This window comes from Alishewanella tabrizica (genome assembly GCF_014652375.1).
GTDB lineage: Bacteria > Pseudomonadota > Gammaproteobacteria > Enterobacterales > Alteromonadaceae > Alishewanella > Alishewanella tabrizica.
Genome location: NZ_BMYR01000001.1, coordinates 49,681 through 70,603, shown reverse-complemented (window position 1 = coordinate 70,603; position 20,923 = coordinate 49,681). Strand labels below are relative to the sequence as shown.

At 47.0% G+C, this 20,923-nt stretch carries 20 protein-coding genes; 19 read left to right on the top strand and 1 reads right to left on the bottom strand.

Annotated features, from left to right (window positions below; translation table 11 throughout):
- Positions 1-140: 140 nt before the first annotated feature.
- Positions 141-2,810 (bottom strand): flagellar hook-length control protein FliK, encoded by a 2,670-nt coding sequence (locus tag IE070_RS00290; RefSeq protein WP_189479300.1) that lies wholly within the window; start codon positions 2,808-2,810, stop codon positions 141-143.
- A gap of 151 nt (positions 2,811-2,961) precedes the next feature.
- Between IE070_RS00290 and ccmA the strand changes: the two genes are divergently transcribed.
- The 19 genes from ccmA (at position 2,962) to mshL (ending at position 20,920) form a co-directional block, all read left to right on the top strand.
- On the top strand, positions 2,962-3,621 hold the full coding sequence (gene ccmA, locus IE070_RS00285) for a cytochrome c biogenesis heme-transporting ATPase CcmA (RefSeq protein WP_229796874.1): 660 nt from the start codon (positions 2,962-2,964) through the stop codon (positions 3,619-3,621).
- The gene (ccmB, locus tag IE070_RS00280; protein ID WP_189479298.1) at positions 3,615-4,280 is read left to right on the top strand and encodes a heme exporter protein CcmB; all 666 of its coding nucleotides are present in this window, start codon (positions 3,615-3,617) and stop codon (positions 4,278-4,280) included. Before ccmA ends, ccmB begins: the two co-directional genes overlap by 7 nt.
- Position 4,281: 1 nt before the next feature.
- Entirely contained in the window at positions 4,282-5,019 is a 738-nt protein-coding gene (locus IE070_RS00275) for a heme ABC transporter permease (RefSeq protein ID WP_189479296.1), read from the top strand.
- Positions 5,016-5,348, top strand: a complete 333-nt coding sequence (ccmD, locus tag IE070_RS00270; protein WP_189479294.1) for a heme exporter protein CcmD — start codon at positions 5,016-5,018, stop codon at positions 5,346-5,348. The genes IE070_RS00275 and ccmD overlap by 4 nt, the downstream gene beginning before the upstream one ends.
- Positions 5,332-5,835 (top strand): cytochrome c maturation protein CcmE, encoded by a 504-nt coding sequence (gene ccmE, locus IE070_RS00265; RefSeq protein WP_189479292.1) that lies wholly within the window; start codon positions 5,332-5,334, stop codon positions 5,833-5,835. The genes ccmD and ccmE overlap by 17 nt, the downstream gene beginning before the upstream one ends.
- Positions 5,836-5,837: 2 nt before the next feature.
- Entirely contained in the window at positions 5,838-7,799 is a 1,962-nt protein-coding gene (locus tag IE070_RS00260) for a heme lyase CcmF/NrfE family subunit (RefSeq protein WP_189479290.1), read from the top strand.
- Positions 7,792-8,376: a redoxin family protein gene (locus IE070_RS00255; RefSeq protein WP_189479288.1), complete on the top strand. Its 585-nt coding sequence runs from the start codon at positions 7,792-7,794 to the stop codon at positions 8,374-8,376. Before IE070_RS00260 ends, IE070_RS00255 begins: the two co-directional genes overlap by 8 nt.
- A complete protein-coding gene (locus IE070_RS00250; protein WP_229796873.1) occupies positions 8,373-9,053 on the top strand; it encodes a cytochrome c-type biogenesis protein in 681 nt (226 codons plus the stop codon). Before IE070_RS00255 ends, IE070_RS00250 begins: the two co-directional genes overlap by 4 nt.
- The gene (gene ccmI / locus IE070_RS00245) at positions 9,050-10,348 is read left to right on the top strand and encodes a c-type cytochrome biogenesis protein CcmI (protein ID WP_189479286.1); all 1,299 of its coding nucleotides are present in this window, start codon (positions 9,050-9,052) and stop codon (positions 10,346-10,348) included. Before IE070_RS00250 ends, ccmI begins: the two co-directional genes overlap by 4 nt.
- 4 nt (positions 10,349-10,352) lie before the next feature.
- Positions 10,353-11,141 (top strand): MlaA family lipoprotein, encoded by a 789-nt coding sequence (locus IE070_RS00240; RefSeq protein WP_189479283.1) that lies wholly within the window; start codon positions 10,353-10,355, stop codon positions 11,139-11,141.
- Positions 11,142-11,308: 167 nt separating this feature from the next.
- Positions 11,309-12,433, top strand: coding sequence for a non-hydrolyzing UDP-N-acetylglucosamine 2-epimerase (wecB, locus tag IE070_RS00235; protein WP_189479281.1), 1,125 nt, complete (start codon positions 11,309-11,311; stop codon positions 12,431-12,433).
- A gap of 176 nt (positions 12,434-12,609) precedes the next feature.
- A complete protein-coding gene (cysD, locus tag IE070_RS00230; RefSeq protein ID WP_189479279.1) occupies positions 12,610-13,518 on the top strand; it encodes a sulfate adenylyltransferase subunit CysD in 909 nt (302 codons plus the stop codon).
- Positions 13,518-14,924 (top strand): sulfate adenylyltransferase subunit CysN, encoded by a 1,407-nt coding sequence (gene cysN, locus IE070_RS00225; RefSeq protein WP_189479277.1) that lies wholly within the window; start codon positions 13,518-13,520, stop codon positions 14,922-14,924. The genes cysD and cysN overlap by 1 nt, the downstream gene beginning before the upstream one ends.
- 1 nt (position 14,925) lies before the next feature.
- Positions 14,926-16,653: an SLC13 family permease gene (locus tag IE070_RS00220; RefSeq protein WP_189479275.1), complete on the top strand. Its 1,728-nt coding sequence runs from the start codon at positions 14,926-14,928 to the stop codon at positions 16,651-16,653.
- A gap of 137 nt (positions 16,654-16,790) precedes the next feature.
- On the top strand, positions 16,791-17,735 hold the full coding sequence (locus IE070_RS00215) for a hypothetical protein (protein ID WP_189479273.1): 945 nt from the start codon (positions 16,791-16,793) through the stop codon (positions 17,733-17,735).
- Entirely contained in the window at positions 17,719-18,309 is a 591-nt protein-coding gene (locus IE070_RS00210) for a PilN domain-containing protein (protein ID WP_189479271.1), read from the top strand. The genes IE070_RS00215 and IE070_RS00210 overlap by 17 nt, the downstream gene beginning before the upstream one ends.
- Entirely contained in the window at positions 18,306-18,956 is a 651-nt protein-coding gene (locus IE070_RS00205) for a type II secretion system protein GspM (RefSeq protein ID WP_189479269.1), read from the top strand. Before IE070_RS00210 ends, IE070_RS00205 begins: the two co-directional genes overlap by 4 nt.
- Positions 18,934-19,266, top strand: a complete 333-nt coding sequence (locus IE070_RS00200; protein WP_189479267.1) for a hypothetical protein — start codon at positions 18,934-18,936, stop codon at positions 19,264-19,266. The genes IE070_RS00205 and IE070_RS00200 overlap by 23 nt, the downstream gene beginning before the upstream one ends.
- Entirely contained in the window at positions 19,256-20,920 is a 1,665-nt protein-coding gene (mshL, locus tag IE070_RS00195) for a pilus (MSHA type) biogenesis protein MshL (RefSeq protein WP_189479266.1), read from the top strand. Before IE070_RS00200 ends, mshL begins: the two co-directional genes overlap by 11 nt.
- Positions 20,921-20,923: the final 3 nt, after the last annotated feature.

Here is a 20,923-nt window from a genome sequence, read left to right as displayed (position 1 = left end):
ATTATCCACACGGCTCTGTTATTCACACGACTCTGGTACCGTACTGGCGTCGTGTGGATAAGTTAAAGGTTAGTACCGGAGATGTTGCTGGAAACGGTACCAGAGGCGGAACCGCAGTTGTGTGGATAAGGTCCGATGGCTCAAGCTTTGGTAGAGATTAAACTGGTTCGGCGCTGCCCAAGCGTATCTGGGATCTTACCTAATTGACATTGCGCCTTACTTACGGTTAATCCCTGGGCGGTACAGCGATCGCTTAACAAGGGTAAAAATTTTTCGGCCTGGCGCAACGCTAACGCATCGTCAGTGTAAAATTGTAATTGCAACTCAGTATCGCGCAATTTAGCCACTGCCATCAATTGCCCATAGCTGCCAAGATCAAACTTCATAGTCAGTTGCCAGTATTTCTGTTTTGCGGCGTTGTCTGCGTGTTCATGTTCCCGTTGTTCAATCACGATTTGGCTTAAGCGGCTTTCTTGCTGTTGCTGCAATGCCAGCGGGATCAACCATTGCTGGCCTATCGTTGCTGTGTCGGCCGTTTGCAGTTGCGCTAATTGCAGGGCACTACTATGGCTACCCAAGGCGCGCAGTAACTGACTACTTTGCTGCGCGTCAAGCTGCCCAATACTTTGCGCCAAACGTTGCGCTGCCGGTTCTTTACTGGTTGCGACAGGCTGCCTGAGCAGATGCCCAAGTAACAGCTGAATTGCGACCGCAAGCGTACCCGCAGACGTTGCCATATTAGGCTGCGTTTGTAAGGGTTGAAACTGCAATGTGGCTTGCAATTGTTCAATGATCTGGGCGCTAGATAATACCTTAGCCCCATCGGGCTGTGCTTGACGCAGCTGACTTAGAAACTGCTGAACCGCAACTGGCATCTCGGGTAATTGACGTAAACTGGCGGGGGTACTTTCCAATAACGGGTATAATTGACGCCAAGCATCAGAGCGAATGTCGCTGCTAACAGCTGATGCCTGAGCCGTGGTAGCCGTTGGCGTTGCCGCAAGTAATAACAAGGGTTTAATAAAATCACTACTGGCTAATTGCAGTTTTTGTTCACCTGCTATGGCTTGGATCTGTAATTGCCATTGCCCACTGGTGTTTCCTGCGCTGCTAGCGGTTGATAAGTTACTCGCTGAAACCTGCGTTGTGCTACCTGCAAGCCCCTTACCAGGTGGCGTAAGAGCTTGATGTAAACTAAGTTGCAGAGCACCTTGTTGTGGCGTTATTTTTAAAGGCTCGCCAGCAAGTTGATTAATGGGTTCACCCTTGGCTAGCCGTTGTTGTAACAGCGCCAAGTACTTTGGATCCTGTAACAGTTGTGCTTGCGCGGCGGTTAAATTTACCGTTTGCGGTAAGGTGGCTAGGATCTTAATGTTGATCTCAACCCCTCCACCTGCGGTTTCGTCAAAACGCAGTTGTAAGGGCACGCCCACCGGTAGCGCGGGGAGGTGTAACAAAGGTAATTTGAGCACGCCTTGTGCTGTGTGTAATACAAATTGTGCGGCAGCTTGCGTTAGTCGCTGCTGTGGATTGCCATTGGTAAGTGAGGCATCGGTAAGGCGTTCTAGTTTACCAAAATAGGCCAACCCCGCTTGCAAAGACGGTGAGGTGCGATCAAGGCTTGCTCCCGTTGCCTGAAACACTTTTTCAAGATTAACGCCTTTCATCATATCCTCTTTTAGCTGACTAAGCTGGCTTAAGGTGTCCTTAAAAAATCGACTTAACACATTAACCGACTTTGCATTATCCGCCTGTGCTGCCGGATTTTCGCCTTGTGTACGCCCCCCCGGCGTATCGCCTGCTTGGGTATCTATGTTTAGTAGCGATGCCCCTTGCAATAACCAAGGTCTGGCAATGTCGTGGTGTGATAACTGTATTGTGGGTAAGGCGCGCAAGGGCTGCATTAGCAATAACGCGGTCATCGTGGCTAACGCTGGCGTATTTTGCGATGGGGCAGCGCCCGCATGTGTGTTCGCGATCGTTTGCATTGCATAGTGATTGACCAGCGGCAGTAACATCGCACTTAACGCCTGACGCTGGGCTGGACTAAAGCTCAGCGCATCGGCTGCCAACTGAATTATGGGCGCTTTAGACAGTATTTGTTGTAGTACAGCAATCTGTTGCGCAGGCTGTAATAGCTGTTGCTGTTGTGTACGACTTAACGTTTGAAATACCTCAGAAGTCTGTAAGGTGTTTATCAGTAACTGTGCTGCGCTAGCCAACTGCGTGGCACCAAATTGCGTGGCAGCTAACACATTTCCTGCTTGTGCTGTTGCCGTAGGGAGTAAGGCTAAGGTTAATTGCACCGTTGCTGGCAATGCTGCAGTTTGGTTTAACGGGGCGGCATTTCCCTGAAACAGCTGCGCTGGCAATTTTATTGGCTCCCCAGCTAAGTGCCGAATGGCTTCTCCTTGGGCAATGTGCTGTGCAAATTGTTGAATATTCGCAGGTGTTTTTAAATATTGCGTTTGTGCAGCCGTTAAGGGCACGGCCTGCGCCGAGCCATGCCATTGCATAACATTAACCGACAATTGCGTTGGCGCTGGTGTGGCAGGCATAACATTAGGCGAACTGGCCGTGGCGCTAAAACTCAGCTGTAGTGGTACGTTTGCCGGCAGCCCCGCGGGTAAGGTGTGCAGCGGCAGGCGTAACGGCCCCTGTGGGCTTTGCAACACCAAAGTAGGCGAGGTGTTTGACGACGTCACCAGCCTAGCCGGATACACATAAGCCGTTTGCAACAGCGCCGGCTTATTTGAATTGTCAGGTTGCGTTACGTTAGTGCTAACTTGGCGCAGTGAAAAGGGATCCATAAAAAGGGTAACGCCTCTGTAAAGTTGCCTTGTCGACAATTTGCCCAAACAGCTGATCTGGATCACGGCAACCAAGCGGTTCTGATTCGTATTCCCCCAGCATTATGCTAATATGCGCGCAATTTTGTCCGTCGTCGATAGTCAGAGGCCTGTGAATATAGCACAACCCACCTTTGCTGTTACTGAACCAATATTGCTAAGCGCCACAGCATTAAGTTGCGTGAAGCAAGATCGGATCTTGTTTGAACAGCTATCGTTACAGCTTAAACCGGGCGAACTTTTGCAAATTAAAGGCAAAAATGGCGCGGGTAAAAGCTCATTATTACGCATTTTAGCCGGGTTAGCGCGGCCAGATGAAGGCGAGTTGCATTATTTGCAACAACCACTGAATCATTTTAATACCGATTATGCTGCTAACTTATGTTTTATCGGCCATCAGAGCGGTATTCATGAGCAATTAACCGCGTTAGAAAACTTACAATTTTGGCGCGCTGCTGCCGATTTACTGCCCACAGATGATTTCGCATTACTCGCCAATTTAGGCTTAGCGGGGCTGGAAGATATTCCATGTAAAATGCTCTCGGCAGGGCAGCAACGGCGGGTATCGTTAGCCCGATTATGGACGACAACCGCGCAGATCTGGATTTTAGACGAACCTTTCACGGCGCTTGATCAAAGTGCCATCGCACAATTACAACAGCATTTTATTCAGCATCTAAACCGCGGCGGCGCTATTATTCTTACTACGCACCAAGCGCTTACGCTGCAGCATCCGGCGCTTTTTGCCTTGGAGATCCACTACCGATGGTAAAATTTGGCGTATTTTTACAACGAGAATTGCGGCTCTTAGCCAGACAAAAATCAGATTGGCTGAATCCAGTGCTGTTTTTCATTATCGTGCTGACGCTTTTCCCATTAGGGGTTGGGCCAGAGCCCAATATGTTACGTATAATGGCACCAGGAATCGTTTGGATTGCGGCCTTGCTCAGTGTGCTATTGGCGGCTGAACGCTTGTTTAAAGATGACTTTCGAAATGGGGTTGTCGAGCAACTCGTGGCAGCTAAGCATGCCTTGTTGCCCTTCGTGCTGGCAAAGATTTTCAGTAATTGGCTTAGCACAGGCTTGCCATTGCTATTGTTGTCGCCGGTTGTCGCGTTATTGTTTAATATGCAGCAACCCGCACTGTATGCCATGGCGTTTACCTTGGCATTAGGTACACCGGTGTTAAGTTTGTTAAGCGTGTTAGGGGCGGCTATTACGGTATCTGCCGATAAAGGCGGCATACTGCTAGCATTACTCATATTACCGCTGTATATCCCCCTGCTAATTTTTGCCAGTGCAGCGATTGAAGCCGCCAGCATGGGATTGGCATATACCGGTCAATTGGCGGTGTTAGTCGCTATTATGTTGTTTTCACTTGCACTGGTACCTATGGCGGTGTGCAGTGCCTTAAAGATAAATGTGAGCTGATATGTTTAAGTGGTTAGATCCTTTAGCAAAACCAGAAACGCTGTATCACTTTTGTGGCAAATTATTGCCTTGGTTAATGGGATCGGCAATCTTTACGTTATTGTTGGGGAATATTTGGGGATTAGGCTTTACACCAACCGATTACCAACAAGGCGACAGCTATCGCATTATTCATATTCATGTACCCTCGGCTATTATGTCGATGGGCGCTTATTTGGCGATGGCCATTGCCGCATTTACCGCACTTGTCTGGCAAATTAAAACCGCGCAATGGGCCGTTTTAGCTATTGCGCCAATTGGCGCGGTGTATACCGCGATTGCCTTGTTAACCGGCATGGCATGGGGTAAGCCAATGTGGGGAACATGGTGGGTATGGGATGCACGCCTTACCTCACAACTTATTTTATTATTCTTATATTTTGGCGTAATGGCGTTACATGGCGCATTTTCTGATCGACAAACCGGCGCCAAAGTGGCCAGCTTGCTTGCGGTTGTTGGGGTGATCAATTTACCAATTATTCACTTCTCAGTAGAGTGGTGGAACACCTTGCACCAAGGCGCCACCATCACTAAGTTTGCGAAACCCTCTATTGATCCCAGCATGCTTTGGCCATTACTTATTAGCTTACTGGCGTTTAAATTGCTGCTTGCCGCCTTAGCCTGTTATCGCTTGCGCACAGCCATTTTAGAAAACGAACAACATCGTCCTTGGGTAAAACAGCGGGTTAGCCAAAAATGAACGGAACAATTTTACAGTTATGCGCAGCAGGGTTATCGCAACTTGACGCTGTTATCAGCGTAAACGTGGATTTACCACAGAAACTTTTTGGGATTTTTACGTTCTACTTTGCCAGTTTCAGTGATTTTTTAGACATGGCCAGCAGTGGCATCAGTTACGGTTTTTTTGTGTGGTTGTCGTATGGTTTAACCTATTTATTATTGGTGGCCCTTCTCGGCTGGAGTCTCTACCAGCATCGACAATTAAAGCACCAGATCGCGGCGAAAGTGGCCCGAGAGCAACGAATCAAGCAGTATCAGGAGCAAAATCATAATGCAACCACGACGTAAAAAACGCCTATTATCAATGGTGTTGGTGTTAGGTCTTATCGCTGGTGCCATTGGCGCTATGCTATTTGCCTTACAGCAAAATATTAATCTTTTTTACACACCGGGCCAGCTTATCCAAGGTTTGGGTGAGGGAAAAATTAAACCCGACGTGGGCCAACGCTTACGTTTAGGTGGCATGGTCGTGCCTGGCTCGGTATCACGCGATGCGACCAGTTTAAAAGTGAGTTTCGATTTAACTGACGACTCAGGAGAGATTGCTACGGTTGAATTTGAAGGGATCTTGCCCGATCTGTTCCGCGAGGGGCAGGGGATCGTAGCGCAAGGGGTATTAAAAAATGCCACCGTATTAGCGGCTACCGAAGTGTTAGCGAAACACGATGAAGAATACATGCCCCCCGAAGTGGCTGAGGCTTTAAAAGGGATCCGTCACGTTCCGCCAAGTCAGTTGCCGGTGCAACCTACCGCTACTAACAGCTACGGAGGCTAAGCATGATCCCTGAATTGGGTCAGTTAGCGCTGACGTTTGCTTTAGCATTTTCGATTATTCTGGGTATTGTGCCCTTGCTGGGCAGTTTTACCGCCAACGAACGGGCGTTATTGGTGGCAAAGCCCTTGGCCAGTGCCATGTTCGTTTTTACCTTGATTGCCTTTTGCGCATTAAGTTGGGCCTTTTATCACGACGATTTTACCGTATTAAATGTCGCGAATAATTCCAGTTCGTTATTGCCATGGTACTTTAAACTGACCGCGGTTTGGGGCTCGCACGAGGGCTCCATGTTAATGTGGGTGATGATCCTTGCCCTCTGGACTGCAGCGGTTGGCTTTTACTCGAAGGGTTTACCCCTATTGATGCAGGGGCGTATTTTAGGGGTGATGGGCTTAATCAATATCGGTTTTATCGCCTTTTCTTTGTTTATGTCTAATCCCTTTGAGCGCACCTTACCTTTCTTCCCAGTTGAGGGCAGTGATCTTAATCCGCTCTTACAAGATTACGGTATGATTATCCATCCGCCCTTGTTATACATGGGCTATGTAGGCTTTGCCGTTTCCTTCGCGTTTGCCATAGCGGCATTAATTGGCGGCAAATTTGACAGCACCTGGGCACGTTGGGCCAGACCCTGGACCTTAGCGGCATGGTTGTTTTTAACACTGGGGATCATGTTGGGCAGTTGGTGGGCCTATAAAGAGCTCGGCTGGGGAGGCTGGTGGTTCTGGGATCCGGTTGAAAACGCCTCCTTTATGCCTTGGTTAGTGGGCACGGCCCTGATCCACAGTTTAGCGGTAACCGAAAAACGCGGCACCTTTAAATCATGGACGGTATTGTTAGCGCTTGGGGCCTTTTCACTCAGTTTGCTGGGAGCGTTTTTAGTTCGCTCTGGCGTCTTGGTTTCGGTGCACTCGTTTGCGGCAGATCCGGAGCGAGGCGTGTTTTTATTGATCTTCTTATTAATTGTGATCGGCGGTTCATTATTGCTTTACGCCAGTCGCATGCACTCTGTGCGTAGCCAAGCCCGTTATGAAATATTCTCACGCGAAGTTATGCTGTGGGGCAATAACGTGTTTTTGCTTACTGCCACCCTTGTCGTGTTGCTAGGCACCTTATTCCCCTTGGTGCATAAAGAGCTGGGTTTAGGATCGATTTCTATTGGAGAGCCCTTCTTTAACCAAATGTTTTACTACTTAAATATTCCGTTTGCCTTGCTGTTGGGGTTAGGGCCTTGGGTGCGCTGGAAGCAGCAAAAAGCGGCGCCTTTACTTAAGCCAATGGCCTTGGTTGCGGTATTTAGTTTAGTGGTGGCGCTGGGGACTATGGCGGCAACGCAAAGTATTACTGCGAATCTTGCGCTATTAGGCCTGTTATTGGGTGCCTGGGTTGGGGTATCAGCTTTAATGGAAGTGTATCAGCGTTTACAACAATTTGGTTCACTGAGCCAAGGCGTGGCAAAACTGCAAGCCTCACATTACGGCATGACCATCGCCCATATTGGTTTTGCGGTCATGATTGTAGGTATCGCCATGACACTGACCTACAGCGAAGAGCGTGATGTACGTATGGAAATTGGTGATCGCGTCGTGTTGGCGGGGTATGAGTTTGAATTACAAGATGTGTATAAACTCAATGGCCCTAATTACGGTGGCGAGGCCGCAGAATTAGACGTACGTCGCATCGATGGCACCTATGTGACGCATTTACACGCTGAAAAGCGCGAATATACCATTCAACGTATGATGATGACTGAAGCGGCTATCCATGCGCGGTTAAGTCGTGATTTATATGTGTCATTGGGCGAGGCCCTGCCGGGTAATGCGTGGGCGATTCGCGTGTATGTGAAGCCGTTTGTGCGCTGGATTTGGTTAGGCGGTTTGCTTATGTCGCTAGGGGCACTTATTGCGCTACTCGACAAGCGCTATCGCCGTAAATCACCAAATGCCGAGGCTGCTCATGCGTAAAGTGCTTTTTTATGTGCCACTGGTATTGTTTTTGGGATTGTCGCTGTTTTTATTAAGCGGATTGTTTTCTGATCCGCGTGAGCGAGATGCCGTGATGGTGGGTAAACCTTTACCCGCCTTCAGTCTGCCAGATTTAATGAATCCGGCGCAAACCTGGACCCCAGACGCCCTAAAAGGGCAACCTTTTCTACTTAATGTGTGGGGGGTATGGTGTCCAACCTGTAATGCCGAACTGGGGTATATGACACAGCTGCGCAACGAGCAAGGCGTGCGCATTATTGGGTTGTACTATGTGTTGCCAGAAGATCCGATGTTCGGTCAGGTGTTTAATTTGCCAGTATTGCAAGCGGAAGTTGCCACCAAATTGCAGCAATTCGGTGATCCGTACCAATTTAATATCTTGGATCAGCAGCGTCGTTTATCGTTAGATTTAGGGGTAAGTGGCGCGCCGGAACACTTTATTGTGGATGCCGAAGGTATTGTGCGGGCGCATCATATTGGCGATATTAATCCTCAGGTGTGGCGTACTAAGCTGGCGGCCGTTTACCAGCAGTTTGCTGGGGGATCGCAACCATGAACCGGTTTTTTACCCCATTTTTAAGATATTGCCGTGGTAGCGCTGTGCCCGGTGTATCAGGTAGCCGAGCAGTCAGTCTAACCAGTCTTTACGCTATATTGCTTGGCTTGTTTATGCTAAGCCAAAGCCAGGCGGTGTTAGCAAGCGAGACTACTGCGACTACCTCGATGAACGTTGAGCAACCCGCTGCGGCGGTCGCGGCCCCTCAGGAATTACAACAGTTCGACAGTGAACAACAACGGCAATTGTATTTAAAGCTCACCGCAGAGTTACGTTGTCCGCAATGTCAAAATCAAAACATTGCCGACTCTAACGCCGTGGTCGCGGTAGATATGCGCGAAAAAACCTATGAGCTTGTTCAGCAAGGCTTAAACCGCAACGATGTATTGGACTATATGATCGATCGTTATGGTGATTTTGTGCATTATCAGCCCCCGGTAAACCGCGTCACCATTTGGTTATGGTTAGCACCTGTCTTGTTATTGATCAGTCTATTCCTTTTGCAACTTAAGCGCCGAGCTAATCAAATCACGCCAAAAGAGACCTATCCACACGACTCTGCTACCCAAAAAATGGATACAGATCGTGATGAAGCGAATAAGATGACAGAATCGAAGATCCAGCTTAACAAAGAGCTTGATCAGATCATTGAACACTATCGGAGTAAGAAATCATGATGTGGCAACTTGCCATTGGCGTTTTAGTCATGTTGGTGTTAAGTGCCATCTTTATTGTATGGCCACGCAAAGCGAATGCGCGGAATAATCAAACTCCAGCACAATTATTTGAAGAGCGCTTACAGTTATTGGTTTTGGCCCGTGATGCGGGTGAACTGGCCGAGCAAGATTTCGTTGCCGCGGCGTCTGAGTTAAAACAACAATTTTTAGAGCAAGAGCAGCAAATTGTACGCTATCAGCAGCCTAAGCAAAAAATGCTGTTTCATCTAACATTATTTGTTTTTGTAGCTGCAATAGTAGGGGTAGTGTACAGCCAAAATGGGCATTATCGGCAATTAACCGATTGGGAGCTAGCGCAGCAAAATTTGGCCAGTTATGGACAGCGCGCCTTGTTAGGTGAAGGCGAAGCCATGAACGAAAAAGACATGCAGTTGTTTTCGTTAGCGCTGCGCACCAAGCTTGCGAACGAAGGCGACGACGCGGTAGCCTGGATGTTGCTGGGCCGAGTGTGGATGACACTGGGGATGTTAGAAGAATCGGTTGAATCCTTTGAACGGGCATTAACGTTGATGCCAGAACGGATCCCTTTGTTAATCAGCTATAGCCAAGCACTTATTATGCTAGGTGATGACTACAATTTAGCAAAGGCAGGCCAAAGTGTGGCCAAAGTATTAATACAAGAGCCTGAAAATATTGATGCAGTCTCACTGATGGCATTGATTGCGTCAGAGCGTGGCGATGACGAGCAAGCCATGGCGTCTTGGCAAATTTTGGCACAGCGGTTAGAGCAAGGCGATCCGCGTCTTGAAGTTGTGAATGCGCGTTTAGCTGAGTTAGCTGCAAAACAGCAATCAGCTGTAGATGCCGGCGCGAGTACGGCGTTATCTCCAGCGGAGTCAGTCGCATCAGACGCTTCTGGCTCCATGACTTTAGAAGATAATGCAGATGTAAAAGCGCAACGTACAATAACCATCAGCTTATCGGTCGCCGAACAGCTTGCGCAAACCTATCCTAATGCTTCGTTGTTTGTGTTTGCTCGTGCGGTTGATGGCCCGCCAATCCCGATGGCTGCTAAGCGTTTACCTTTATCTGCAGGGCAACTCAGCATTAGTCTAACAACGGCAGATGCGATGCAAGCCGGTTGGGATTTAACTCAAGCTGATACCGTCGAAGTGGTTGCGCGGATGTCGGTTTCAGGTACAGTAGAACGTTCAGCACAAGATGTCGAAGTGGTGTCAACACCACAACGTTTCGACCAACCGCATCTTACTATTCAGTTAATTTTGGAACCTTAAGACTATGGCGTCATTGTTATTACGAACCGTTATTGTGGCGGCGGTGTTGAGTTTAACCGCGTGCGCTAGCTCGGATGCAGCTAAACAACAAGGTGAGGCCGTTACCACTAACCAAGCGCCAGTTTATGATGATCCGCGTGATCCTTTTGAGCGAGTTAACCGGCCATTATGGGATTTTAACTACGACATTCTCGATGCCTACATACTGCGGCCCGCTACCGTGGGCTATATGACGGTGGTACCCAAGCCAGCGCGCAAAGGCTTAATCAATGTCGTTGATAACCTGGGCGAGCCAGCCAGCTTTTTAAACAGTGTGTTGCAAGCCAAACCGCAAAAAGCTGCAGTAAGTGTGGGACGTTTTTTAGTTAACAGCACCGTAGGTGTGCTTGGCTTATTTGATGTTGCTACCGACATAGGATTGGAGCGCGCTGATGAAGACTTTAACCAAACGTTGGCCGTTTGGGGGGTAGGTGATGGCGCCTATTTAATGGTCCCTGGTCGTGGTCCTACTACTGTGCGTGGTACTGCAGGCGGCATCGTCGACAATTTATATTTCCCTCTGGGTTTATTAAATACGCCGTTAACCTTAACCCGTGCCGCCATAATGGCGTTGGATAGTCGCGAGCAGTTAATGCAAGTAGAAAACATGCTTGATAACTCTTTAGATCCCTATTCTTTTGTCAAAGAGAGTTATTACCAGCGGCAACTGTTTAAGGTGTATGACGGCAATCCGCCAGCGCCTGAAGAAAGTTTAGATGATGATATTCTCGACTTTCTTGATGAAGTCGAATAATGCTATAAAGCACGGCATCCAAGCAGAGTTATCCACACAACTCCGGTACCGACAAGGGAGTTTATCCACACAACTCCGGTACCGGTTAAAAATAGGCAAGGTTATCCACATAACTCCGGTACCAACTGGCGTGACAGGTTTCATTATATTTAATAACGAGGGACAGCATGATTAAAGTACTAAGTGTATTTGGTACCCGACCAGAGGCCATTAAAATGGCACCACTGGTTAATCAATTAAAGCAGGACGCAGCGTTTGACAGTCGCGTTTGTGTAACGGGTCAGCATCGTGAAATGCTCGATCAAGTACTCAGATTGTTCGACATTCAACCTGAATATGATTTGGCCATAATGAAAGCAGGCCAAGATTTATACGACGTTACCACCAGCATACTGCTCAATATCAAACCGGTATTACGCGAGTTTCAACCCGATATCGTGTTGGTGCACGGTGATACCAGTACCACTTTTGCGGCAGCATTAGCCTGTTATTACGAAAAAATAGCAGTAGGACACGTTGAAGCTGGGTTACGTACGGGCAATATTTATAGCCCTTGGCCTGAAGAAGCCAATCGTAAACTGACGGGTGCACTTACCCGATTGCATTTTGCGCCTACGCAAACGTCGGCAGACAATTTAGTCGCTGAAAACATGGCTGCGGCTAACATCGTTATCACCGGTAATACGGTGATTGATGCGTTATTGCAAGTAGTCGCTAAGATTGAAAACGACACCGTTCTTACCCAACAATTTGCTGCGCAATTTCCGTTTATTCATGCGGATCGACGCATTATTTTGGTAACAGGACACCGCCGAGAAAGTTTTGGTGACGGTTTTGAGCAAATTTGTGCTGCTTTAGCTGATATTGCAACACGCTACCCAGATTGTGACATTGTGTACCCAGTGCATTTAAACCCGAATGTGAAAGAGCCCGTTTACCGGCTACTCAGTCATGTAACAAACGTACACCTGATTGCGCCGCAAGATTACTTACCCTTTGTTTACTTAATGAGTCGCAGCTATTTAGTGTTAACCGATTCGGGCGGTATTCAAGAAGAGGCCCCGTCATTAGGGAAGCCCGTTCTGGTCATGCGTGATACTACTGAGCGCCCCGAAGCCGTTAGTGCGGGTACGGTCAAGCTGGTAGGAACCAACAGAGAAAAGATCGTAAGTGAAGTCAGTAAATTATTTGACGACAAAGAGTATTACGACAGCATGAGTTTCGCCCACAACCCCTACGGCGATGGTCAAGCTTGCCAGCGGATCTTGGCTGCTTTAAAAAACACCTTCTAAGCGCCATTCCTACAGCATTATAAAAACGATCTCCACACGTCTTCGGTACCGTATCAAAGACGGGTGGAGACGTGTTCTAGCCGCCTAGATGGAAATATCTTATTCCAAAACAACATTATGCTTTTTAATCGCTTCTGGTAAGCTGGCGATAATATCATTATGTTATTGGAGTGAATATGGCCTCGCCCATTCAAAGCCATTTAAAAGCCCTCGAAAACGAATCCATTCATATATTTCGCGAAGTGGTTGCCGAGTTCGAAAACCCAGTGATGCTGTATTCGGTTGGCAAAGATTCTTCTGTTTTATTACACCTTGCCCGAAAAGCGTTTTACCCTGGCAAAATTCCCTTTCCATTACTACACGTTGATACCACGTGGAAATTCAAAGAGATGATCGCCTTTCGCGATCAGATGGCCAAGACACATGATTTTGAATTATTGGTACATCAAAATCCCGATGGATTAGCCATGAATGTAGGCCCCTTTAGTCATGGCAGTGCTAAGCATACCGATATAATGAAAACCCAAGCGTTAAAGCAGGCTTTGGACAAGTATAAATTTGATGCTGCTTTTGGTGGCGCCCGCCGCGACGAAGAAAAATCGCGTGCCAAAGAGCGTGTTTATTCCTTTCGTGATCGGCATCATCGCTGGGATCCCAAAAACCAACGGCCTGAGCTGTGGAATATTTACAATGGTCGAGTAGATAAAGGCGAGAGTATTCGGGTTTTTCCTTTGTCAAATTGGACAGAGCTAGATATTTGGCAATATATCTACTTAGAAAATATCGACATTCCGCAACTCTATTTTGCTAAACCGCGGCCAGTTGTCGAGCGTGATGGCACCCTTATTATGGTAGACGATCAGCGGATGCCGTTAAAAGAGGGTGAAGTACCGCAAATGAAAAATGTGCGGTTTAGAACCCTAGGCTGCTACCCGTTAACGGGCGCGGTGGAATCTGATGCCACAACGTTGCCCGATATTATTCAAGAGATGTTGTTAACCAAAACCTCTGAACGGCAAGGGCGGGTGATTGATCACGACAGCAGCGGTTCGATGGAAAAGAAAAAAATGGAAGGATATTTTTAATGAGCCACGCATCAGCATTAATTGAAAACGATATTCTGGCCTATTTAAAACAGCACGAAAACAAGCAATTGCTGCGCTTTATCACCTGTGGCAGTGTTGACGATGGTAAAAGTACCCTAATTGGTCGTTTGCTGCACGACAGTAAAATGATTTTTGAAGATCAATTGGCCGCTATTACCGAAGACAGTAAAAAAGTGGGCACCCAAGGTAACAATATTGATTTAGCGCTGCTAGTGGATGGTTTGCAATCGGAACGCGAGCAGGGCATAACCATTGATGTTGCGTATCGGTATTTTTCCACCGACAAGCGTAAATTTATTATTGCGGATACCCCAGGGCACGAGCAATACACCCGTAATATGGCCACGGGGGCATCAACCTGTGATTTAGCCATTATTCTTATTGACGCACGTCGAGGGGTTCAAACGCAAACCCGTCGCCACAGTTTTATCTGCTCATTATTGGGCATTAAGCATGTCATCGTTGCCATTAACAAAATGGACTTAGTCGATTACTCGCAAACCCGCTACAAAGAAATTCAAGAAGAGTACCTAAAACTGGCTGGCGCGTTAGATATCCCAGATATTCGGTTTGTGCCTATTTCAGCGTTAGAAGGCGATAATGTGGTAAACGCCAGTGAAAAGCTGAATTGGTTCCGTGGCTCAACCTTAATGCAGTATTTAGAAAATATTGATATTAGTACGGTAGCCAATGAAGACTTTCGTTTTCCGGTACAGTTAGTTAGCCGCCCCAACTCCGAGTTTCGTGGTTTTCAGGGCACCATCGTCTCTGGCAGCGTAGCGGTAGGGGATACGGTGCGGGTATTACCCTCTGGCACCGTTTCTACAGTGAAAGAGATCGTTACCTTTGACGGCCAGCTGACACAGGCGTATGCGCAGCAAGCTGTTACTATCACGTTGAACGATGAAGTTGATGTAAGCCGCGGCAATATGTTGGTAAAGAAAGATGCACTGCCTCAGTTGTCAACGCGCTTGCGCGCACGGCTAATTTGGATGCACGACAATCCACTTCACATTGCGCGCCAATACTATTTTAAATTTAATTGTAAAACACTCTCTGGCGAAGTTGAAAAACTGCATCATCGAATTGATGTAAACACCTTAGCTGAAAAAGAAGCCGACACCTTGGCTATGAATGAAATTGGTTTAGTCGATGTTAAACTGACCGAGCCGATGGCCTTTGATAGCTATCAAAAAAATAAACAAACTGGCGGCTTTATTATCATCGATCGGCTTACCAATTTAACGGTTGGTGCCGGTATGATTGATAATGCGCTGGTGGCCGACAATGACAATAAGGAACCTGAAATTAGCGGTTTATCAGCATTTGAGCATGAGCTGATATTACTGTTACGTAAGCATTTCCCACAATTGAGTCAGCGTTAACATGCCCAGCAGTGTGCTATTCATGGTGCTGCTACTGATCGTACTGCTGATAGCGTTAATTCGCTTTCAGCAGCACGCAACAGAAGTGTTTGGTGCCGCAATTCTGGTTATGCTCGTAGCAGGGTTTATTGGTACCCCCGATGTATTGCGTAATGCTGCGAATTCAGGCTTAGCAACCTTAGTCTTATTGGTACTTATTTCTTATGCATTAGAAAAAACCAGTTTATTACGGCGTATATCCGCTTATTTGTTTACCACATCAGTGCAAGGTTCTGTCTTGCGTACTGTGGGTTTCTCAGCATTAGCGTCATCGGTACTGAATAATACGGCAGTCGTTGCAGCTATGCTAAATGCGGTGCTGTCGAATAATAAAGTACCGGCTTCAAAATTACTGATCCCCTTATCCTACGCAGCCATTATGGGCGGCACCTTAACCCTGATTGGTACATCAACAAATCTTATTGTACATTCAATGCTCACTGAGAAGGGCCATCCAGGTTTTGCCTTTTTTGATTTCACGTTAGTCGGTTTAGGGGTGGTGCTGGCAGGCGGTACGGTGTTACTGGTGTTTAGTCGTTTACTGCCAACGGCGGAATTAAAGCAGGAAAAAAGCACCGAATACTTATTAGAAGCTAAGTTATTAGCTGATTCGCCCTTGGTAGGTAAAACCGTAGAAGAGGCCGGATTACGCAATTTAGATGAATTATTTCTGGTAGAAATTTATCGGGGCGATAAGCTACTTCGCCCTGTGGCGCGCTACGATGTGTTAGAAGCTGCAGATAAATTGGTCTTTACGGGCAATGTACAAAAGGTGTTAAGTTTAAAGCAGTTTCCAGGACTGCAACTCTTTGCCGAAGCCAATGGCCTAGCCACTCAACAATTGACTGAAGTTATCATAAAAGAAGAATCGGCGATCATTGGAAAAAGCTTGAAACAAAGCGGTTTTCGAGCGCGATTTGATGCTGCTGTGGTAGCAATTCGCCGTGATGGCGGCCGAGTTAATGGCAAATTAGGCGACATTGTGTTAAAAGCCGGCGATTTTTTACTGTTGGCAACGGGGCCTGATTTTGCTAGCCGCCAAAATTTAAGTAAAAACTTTTATGTCGTATCCGGTATTAAACCCGATCACATGCTAAGCGGATGGCGCGAAAAACTGACGTGGTGGGGATTTGTCGGTTTAATCAGCGTGAGTGTGCTTACGGGCGTATCATTATTAACCGGCGGTATTTTTTTGCTGGCTATTCTCCTGTTTACAGGCTGTTTATCGGTAAATGAAATTAAACGTCGGTTCCCAATAGAAATTTGGTTAATTGTCTGTGGCGCGCTTTGTATCGCGTCGGCGATGAACACCACGGGATTGTCTGAAGCCATCAGTCGTTTAGCCGGTTCTGTCTTGGATGGGCAATCGCCGATTATCGCGTTGGTTGGCATTATGTTGCTTACCTACGCCTTAACAGAGTTAATTACCAATAATGCCGCTGCTGCCTTAATGTTTCCTATTGCTTTTAGTTTGGCTGAAGGTTTAGGCATTAACGTGATGCCAATGGTCATAGCTGTTGCGTTTGCAGCGTCAGCCAGTTTTATTACGCCCTATGGTTATCAAACCAATCTAATGGTGTTTAACGCGGGTAACTACACTTTAATACACTTTGTAAAAGTAGGGTTGCCGGTTGCTATCACCTACTTAGCCGTGTGTATACTTCTTATTCCTATAGTATTTCCTTTTTAAACGGCGGCGGTTATATTCCGCCGCTGTTTTAGCGGGTTATCCCAATAAATAGCTTGCTGCTAACGCGAATAAAATATTGCTCATTCAGTAACATATCGCTATGCTAAATCATAATAAAAATTAAGGTTACGTAACTGATGTTGCAGCGAATTTGGCAAAAACTGTCAAAACCAGCCGGGGCTTCTAAAGCGTTTAGGGTGTTTTATCTGGTAGGTAATAAAGTGATCCTATTATCAGCCAGTTTTAAAGCAGGCCAGTTGCACTGTACCTGTACAGAACACTTATTGGCTGATAACGCCTTCCCCGATAATCTGTTGCCCTTGCTGGCAACCCAGCCTGCTGGCAGTGATGTTGCTGTAGTGTTGGATGCGCAGCGCTATCAATTACTGCCCTTAGATAAACCCAAATTGCCTGCTGAAGAAGTTATTCAAGCCTTGCCGTGGCTGATCAAAGATTTATGCAGCTTAGCACCCGATGATATGCAGCTAGATTATTTAGATATTCCGGGTACCCCAGCGAATCCGCGTATAAATATTGTGGTCACGTCAAAGTCTGCGCTGCAACAGCTTTGCAAAGAGCTACTTAAGTATAAGCTGAACCCGCAACTGATTGCCCCACAAGAATGGCTAACGATGGAATTGATGCCAACCGATGCGCTTACGCGATTGTTATTGATCCAGCAGGCGGGACAGCCGATGCAAGTGCAAGTGATCCGTGAAGGGCAACTCTGTTTTAGTCGTCAATTACGCGGTTTTGATCAATTCAGTGATACCCCGATCGAGCAGTTACAATATGGTTTGTTAGACAATTTATTGCTAGAAATGCAGCGTTCGATGGACTTTGTTGAGTCACAGTTAAAACTGCCCCCAGTGCGTGAAATGCTGCTGATGCTGGCCCATCCGCAATTAGATGACGTGGTAGCATTATTTAAAAAAACCGGGTTTAATCAGGCCAAAGCCTTACAATTGCCTGTAGCGTTGGAATGGGCCGCCTCACTTAATGCCATAACATGCTGGCCAGCCATTGCGGCCATGCAGCAACTCGCGTTTGCCAAGGAGCCCAAGCATGAAGCTGCGGGTTAACTTATTTTCAGCGGCGTTATTACCGCCCAAGCAAACGCTGTCATTAAAGCACCTAGGGATAAGTTTAGGCAGTATTGCTGCGCTAATTTTTGTTTTGAGTGCTGTGCTTTGGTTTCTTCAGCAACAGCAACAGCAGCAATTACAGGTACTCAGTCAGCAAAAACAACAGCAACAAACGCAGGCTGATTTAATGCAACAAGCGATACTGCAGCGCCAACCCGACACACAATTACAGCAGCAAGTCGCGTTGGCACAAACGCAATGGCAACGTCGCCAAGCATTACTGCAATTTTTGCAACAGCAGCAACAGCAAATTACTTTTTTTAGCCCTGTGTTTGCACACCTTGTGAAAATTGATCGCCCCGAACTCTGGTTGCAGCAGTTTGTGTTAACACCTCATAGCAGCAGCTGGCAAGGTATTACCCAACAGCCGCAAAGCGTGGCAGTATGGCTGCAACAGCTAGCCAGCTTAGCGCAATTGCAAGGACAGCAATTTCAGCAAATACAGCTACAACAACAAGAAGATGCCCCATTAATTGAATTTACGTTGCAATCGACAGGGGGCACACCATGAGTCAATGGCAGCAATTGCAACAGCGCTACAATGGCTTACAAATCCGTGAGAAACGTCTGATTTTCTTTGGTAGCCTAGCGTTAGGCTGCTGGTTAATGCTTATTCTGATCCTTGAACCGGTGTATTTACGTTTTCAGCAAAGTCAAACGCAGGTGCAACAAGTACAGCAGCAATTACAGGCGTTGCAAGAACAAGCCAGCCTATTGCAACAACAATTATCTTTAGATATCAACCAACCCCTGCATGAGCAGTTGGCCCAGCAACAGCAATTAATGCAAAGCCAAAATGCACAATTGCAGCCATATCGGCAGCAATTTATGACAGGGCAACAAACGGTACTGTTGCTGCAAGATCTTTTAGGCTCGTTACAGCCGTTGCAATTAGTATCGCTGACTACCGCGCCAGCGCAACCGCTGTTATTGCCGGGGCAGCAGCCAGACGAAACGCCTGCGTTATATCGTCATGTTACAACCTTGGTGGTCAGTGGCGAGTATGGGCAATTACAACAGATGTTGTTAAAACTCGAAGCACTACCTTGGTTGCTGCAATGGCAGCAAGTTGAATATCAGGTACAGCAACACCCCAAAGCACAATTAATGTTACAACTGGCTACGGTGAGTGAACATGAAAGCTATATTCGTTTTTAGTTTGGTGTTACTGGTGTTACCCGTGCTGGCGGATCCGACACGTCCAGCAACAAGCGTGACGTTAGCTAATGAGGCAAGTGTCAGTAGCCCAATTGGTGCGCCCAAATTACAAATTATTCTGCAGACAGAGCAGGGCTATCAGGCTATGCTCAATGGGTCTATGGTAAAGGTTGGCGATACCTTTCAACAATATCGGGTTCACAGTATTAATGCCGAGCAGGTAATTTTGCGCAGCGATCAAGGCGAAATGCCATTGTTTATCCACAATAATAACGTTAAAGATAACAAGAAATTACACTATGAACCTTAAACAGATCAGTTTGTATGCAGTTGCAAGCTCAGCATTACTTTTACAGGGGTGTAAAATAACGGCTACTGAGCAAAGTACTCAACAAGCACGAGAGGCGCTTTCGCAAGCCGTGCAAACCCCGCCAAGTGCTGCCCCAAGTGCACCCGTTATTCCTTTAGCGGTGCAACAAGAATTGCTGGCTGACTCGCTTAAACCCTTACAGCAAAACGAACCTCGCTTTAACGTCAATGCCAATGCCGTGCCGTTAGGTGACTTTTTACGCTCGTTGGTATCGGATACCCCTTACAGTATGGTGGTGCATCCTGCGATCAGTGGCGAGGTGAGTTTGCAATTAAAGCAGGTGACCTTGGCTGAAACATTGATGCAGATCCAACAGCTATTTGGTGTCGATATTCGCCGCAGTGGCACTATCTATCAGGTATTTCCTGCTGCACTACGTACCGAAACGATCGCAGTCAATTATTTAATGTTACAACGCCAAGGGCTCTCCTCAATTACCGTAAACTCAGGTGGTGTATCGCAAAATGGCAATAGCCAAAATGGTCAAAATGGCCGTGGTACACAAAGCACAAACAATTTGGGCAGTAGCAATAGTTCAAATAGTCTAGGCGGCCAGGGTAATCAGCAGCAATTTAGCGGCAGCAGTATTCAAACTGAAAACCGGACGGATTTTTGGAAAGATTTAGAACAAACACTCACGTCGTTTTTGGCAGCTACCCCCGATAGAATGGTGATTGTTAGCCCACAAGCGGGCTTAGTGACTGTGCGCGGAATGCCTGATGAATTGGCCGCAATTAAACAATTTTTAGGGCAAACCGAGCAGCATTTGCAACGGCAAGTGGTGCTAGAAGCACGCATTATCGAAGTCACCCTTAATGACGATTATCAGCAAGGGATTAACTGGCAAAGTGCCTTAACCAATCTGCGCAATACCGAGTTTAATCTTACTACCTCTGGGAGTGTGCCAGCCAATGCCGTGAGTGCAGGCTTAGGCGGCGTTACGGCCATTAGCTTTGCCAACGCCGACTTTAATGGGGTGATCAATCTGTTGCAAACCCAGGGCAATGCCCAAGTGCTGTCAAGCCCGCGTGTCACGGCAATGAACAACCAAAAAGCCGTGATTAAAGTTGGGCAAGATGAATATTTTGTTACCGACGTTACCAGCAATACAACCATCGCCGGCACTGGGGCGACAACAAGCTCACCCAATATCAGTTTGCAGCCCTTTTTCTCAGGTATTGCGTTAGACGTTACACCGCAAATTGATCAAAATGGCACGGTGATCTTGCACGTAAATCCTTCGGTAACCGAAACGTCTGAACAAAGTAAAACCATTCGTTTTAGTGACGAAACGGTGGTACTGCCGTTGGCACAAAGCAATATCCGGCAATCGGATACCTTAATTCGAGCGCGCAGTGGCGAAATTGTGGTGATTGGCGGTTTAATGCAAACGGTGGTATCAGATTCAGTCTCACGCACGCCAGTGTTGGGAGCCATACCTGGGTTAGGCCAGTTGTTTACCAGCAAGCGTCAAATTGAGCAGAAAAAAGAATTAGTGATCTTATTAAGGCCAATCGTCGTCGAATCCGGTGTGTGGCCAGAGCAAATTGGTCAATCGGTAGAGCAATTACAACGCTGGTCGCAGGGGCAGTAGGCC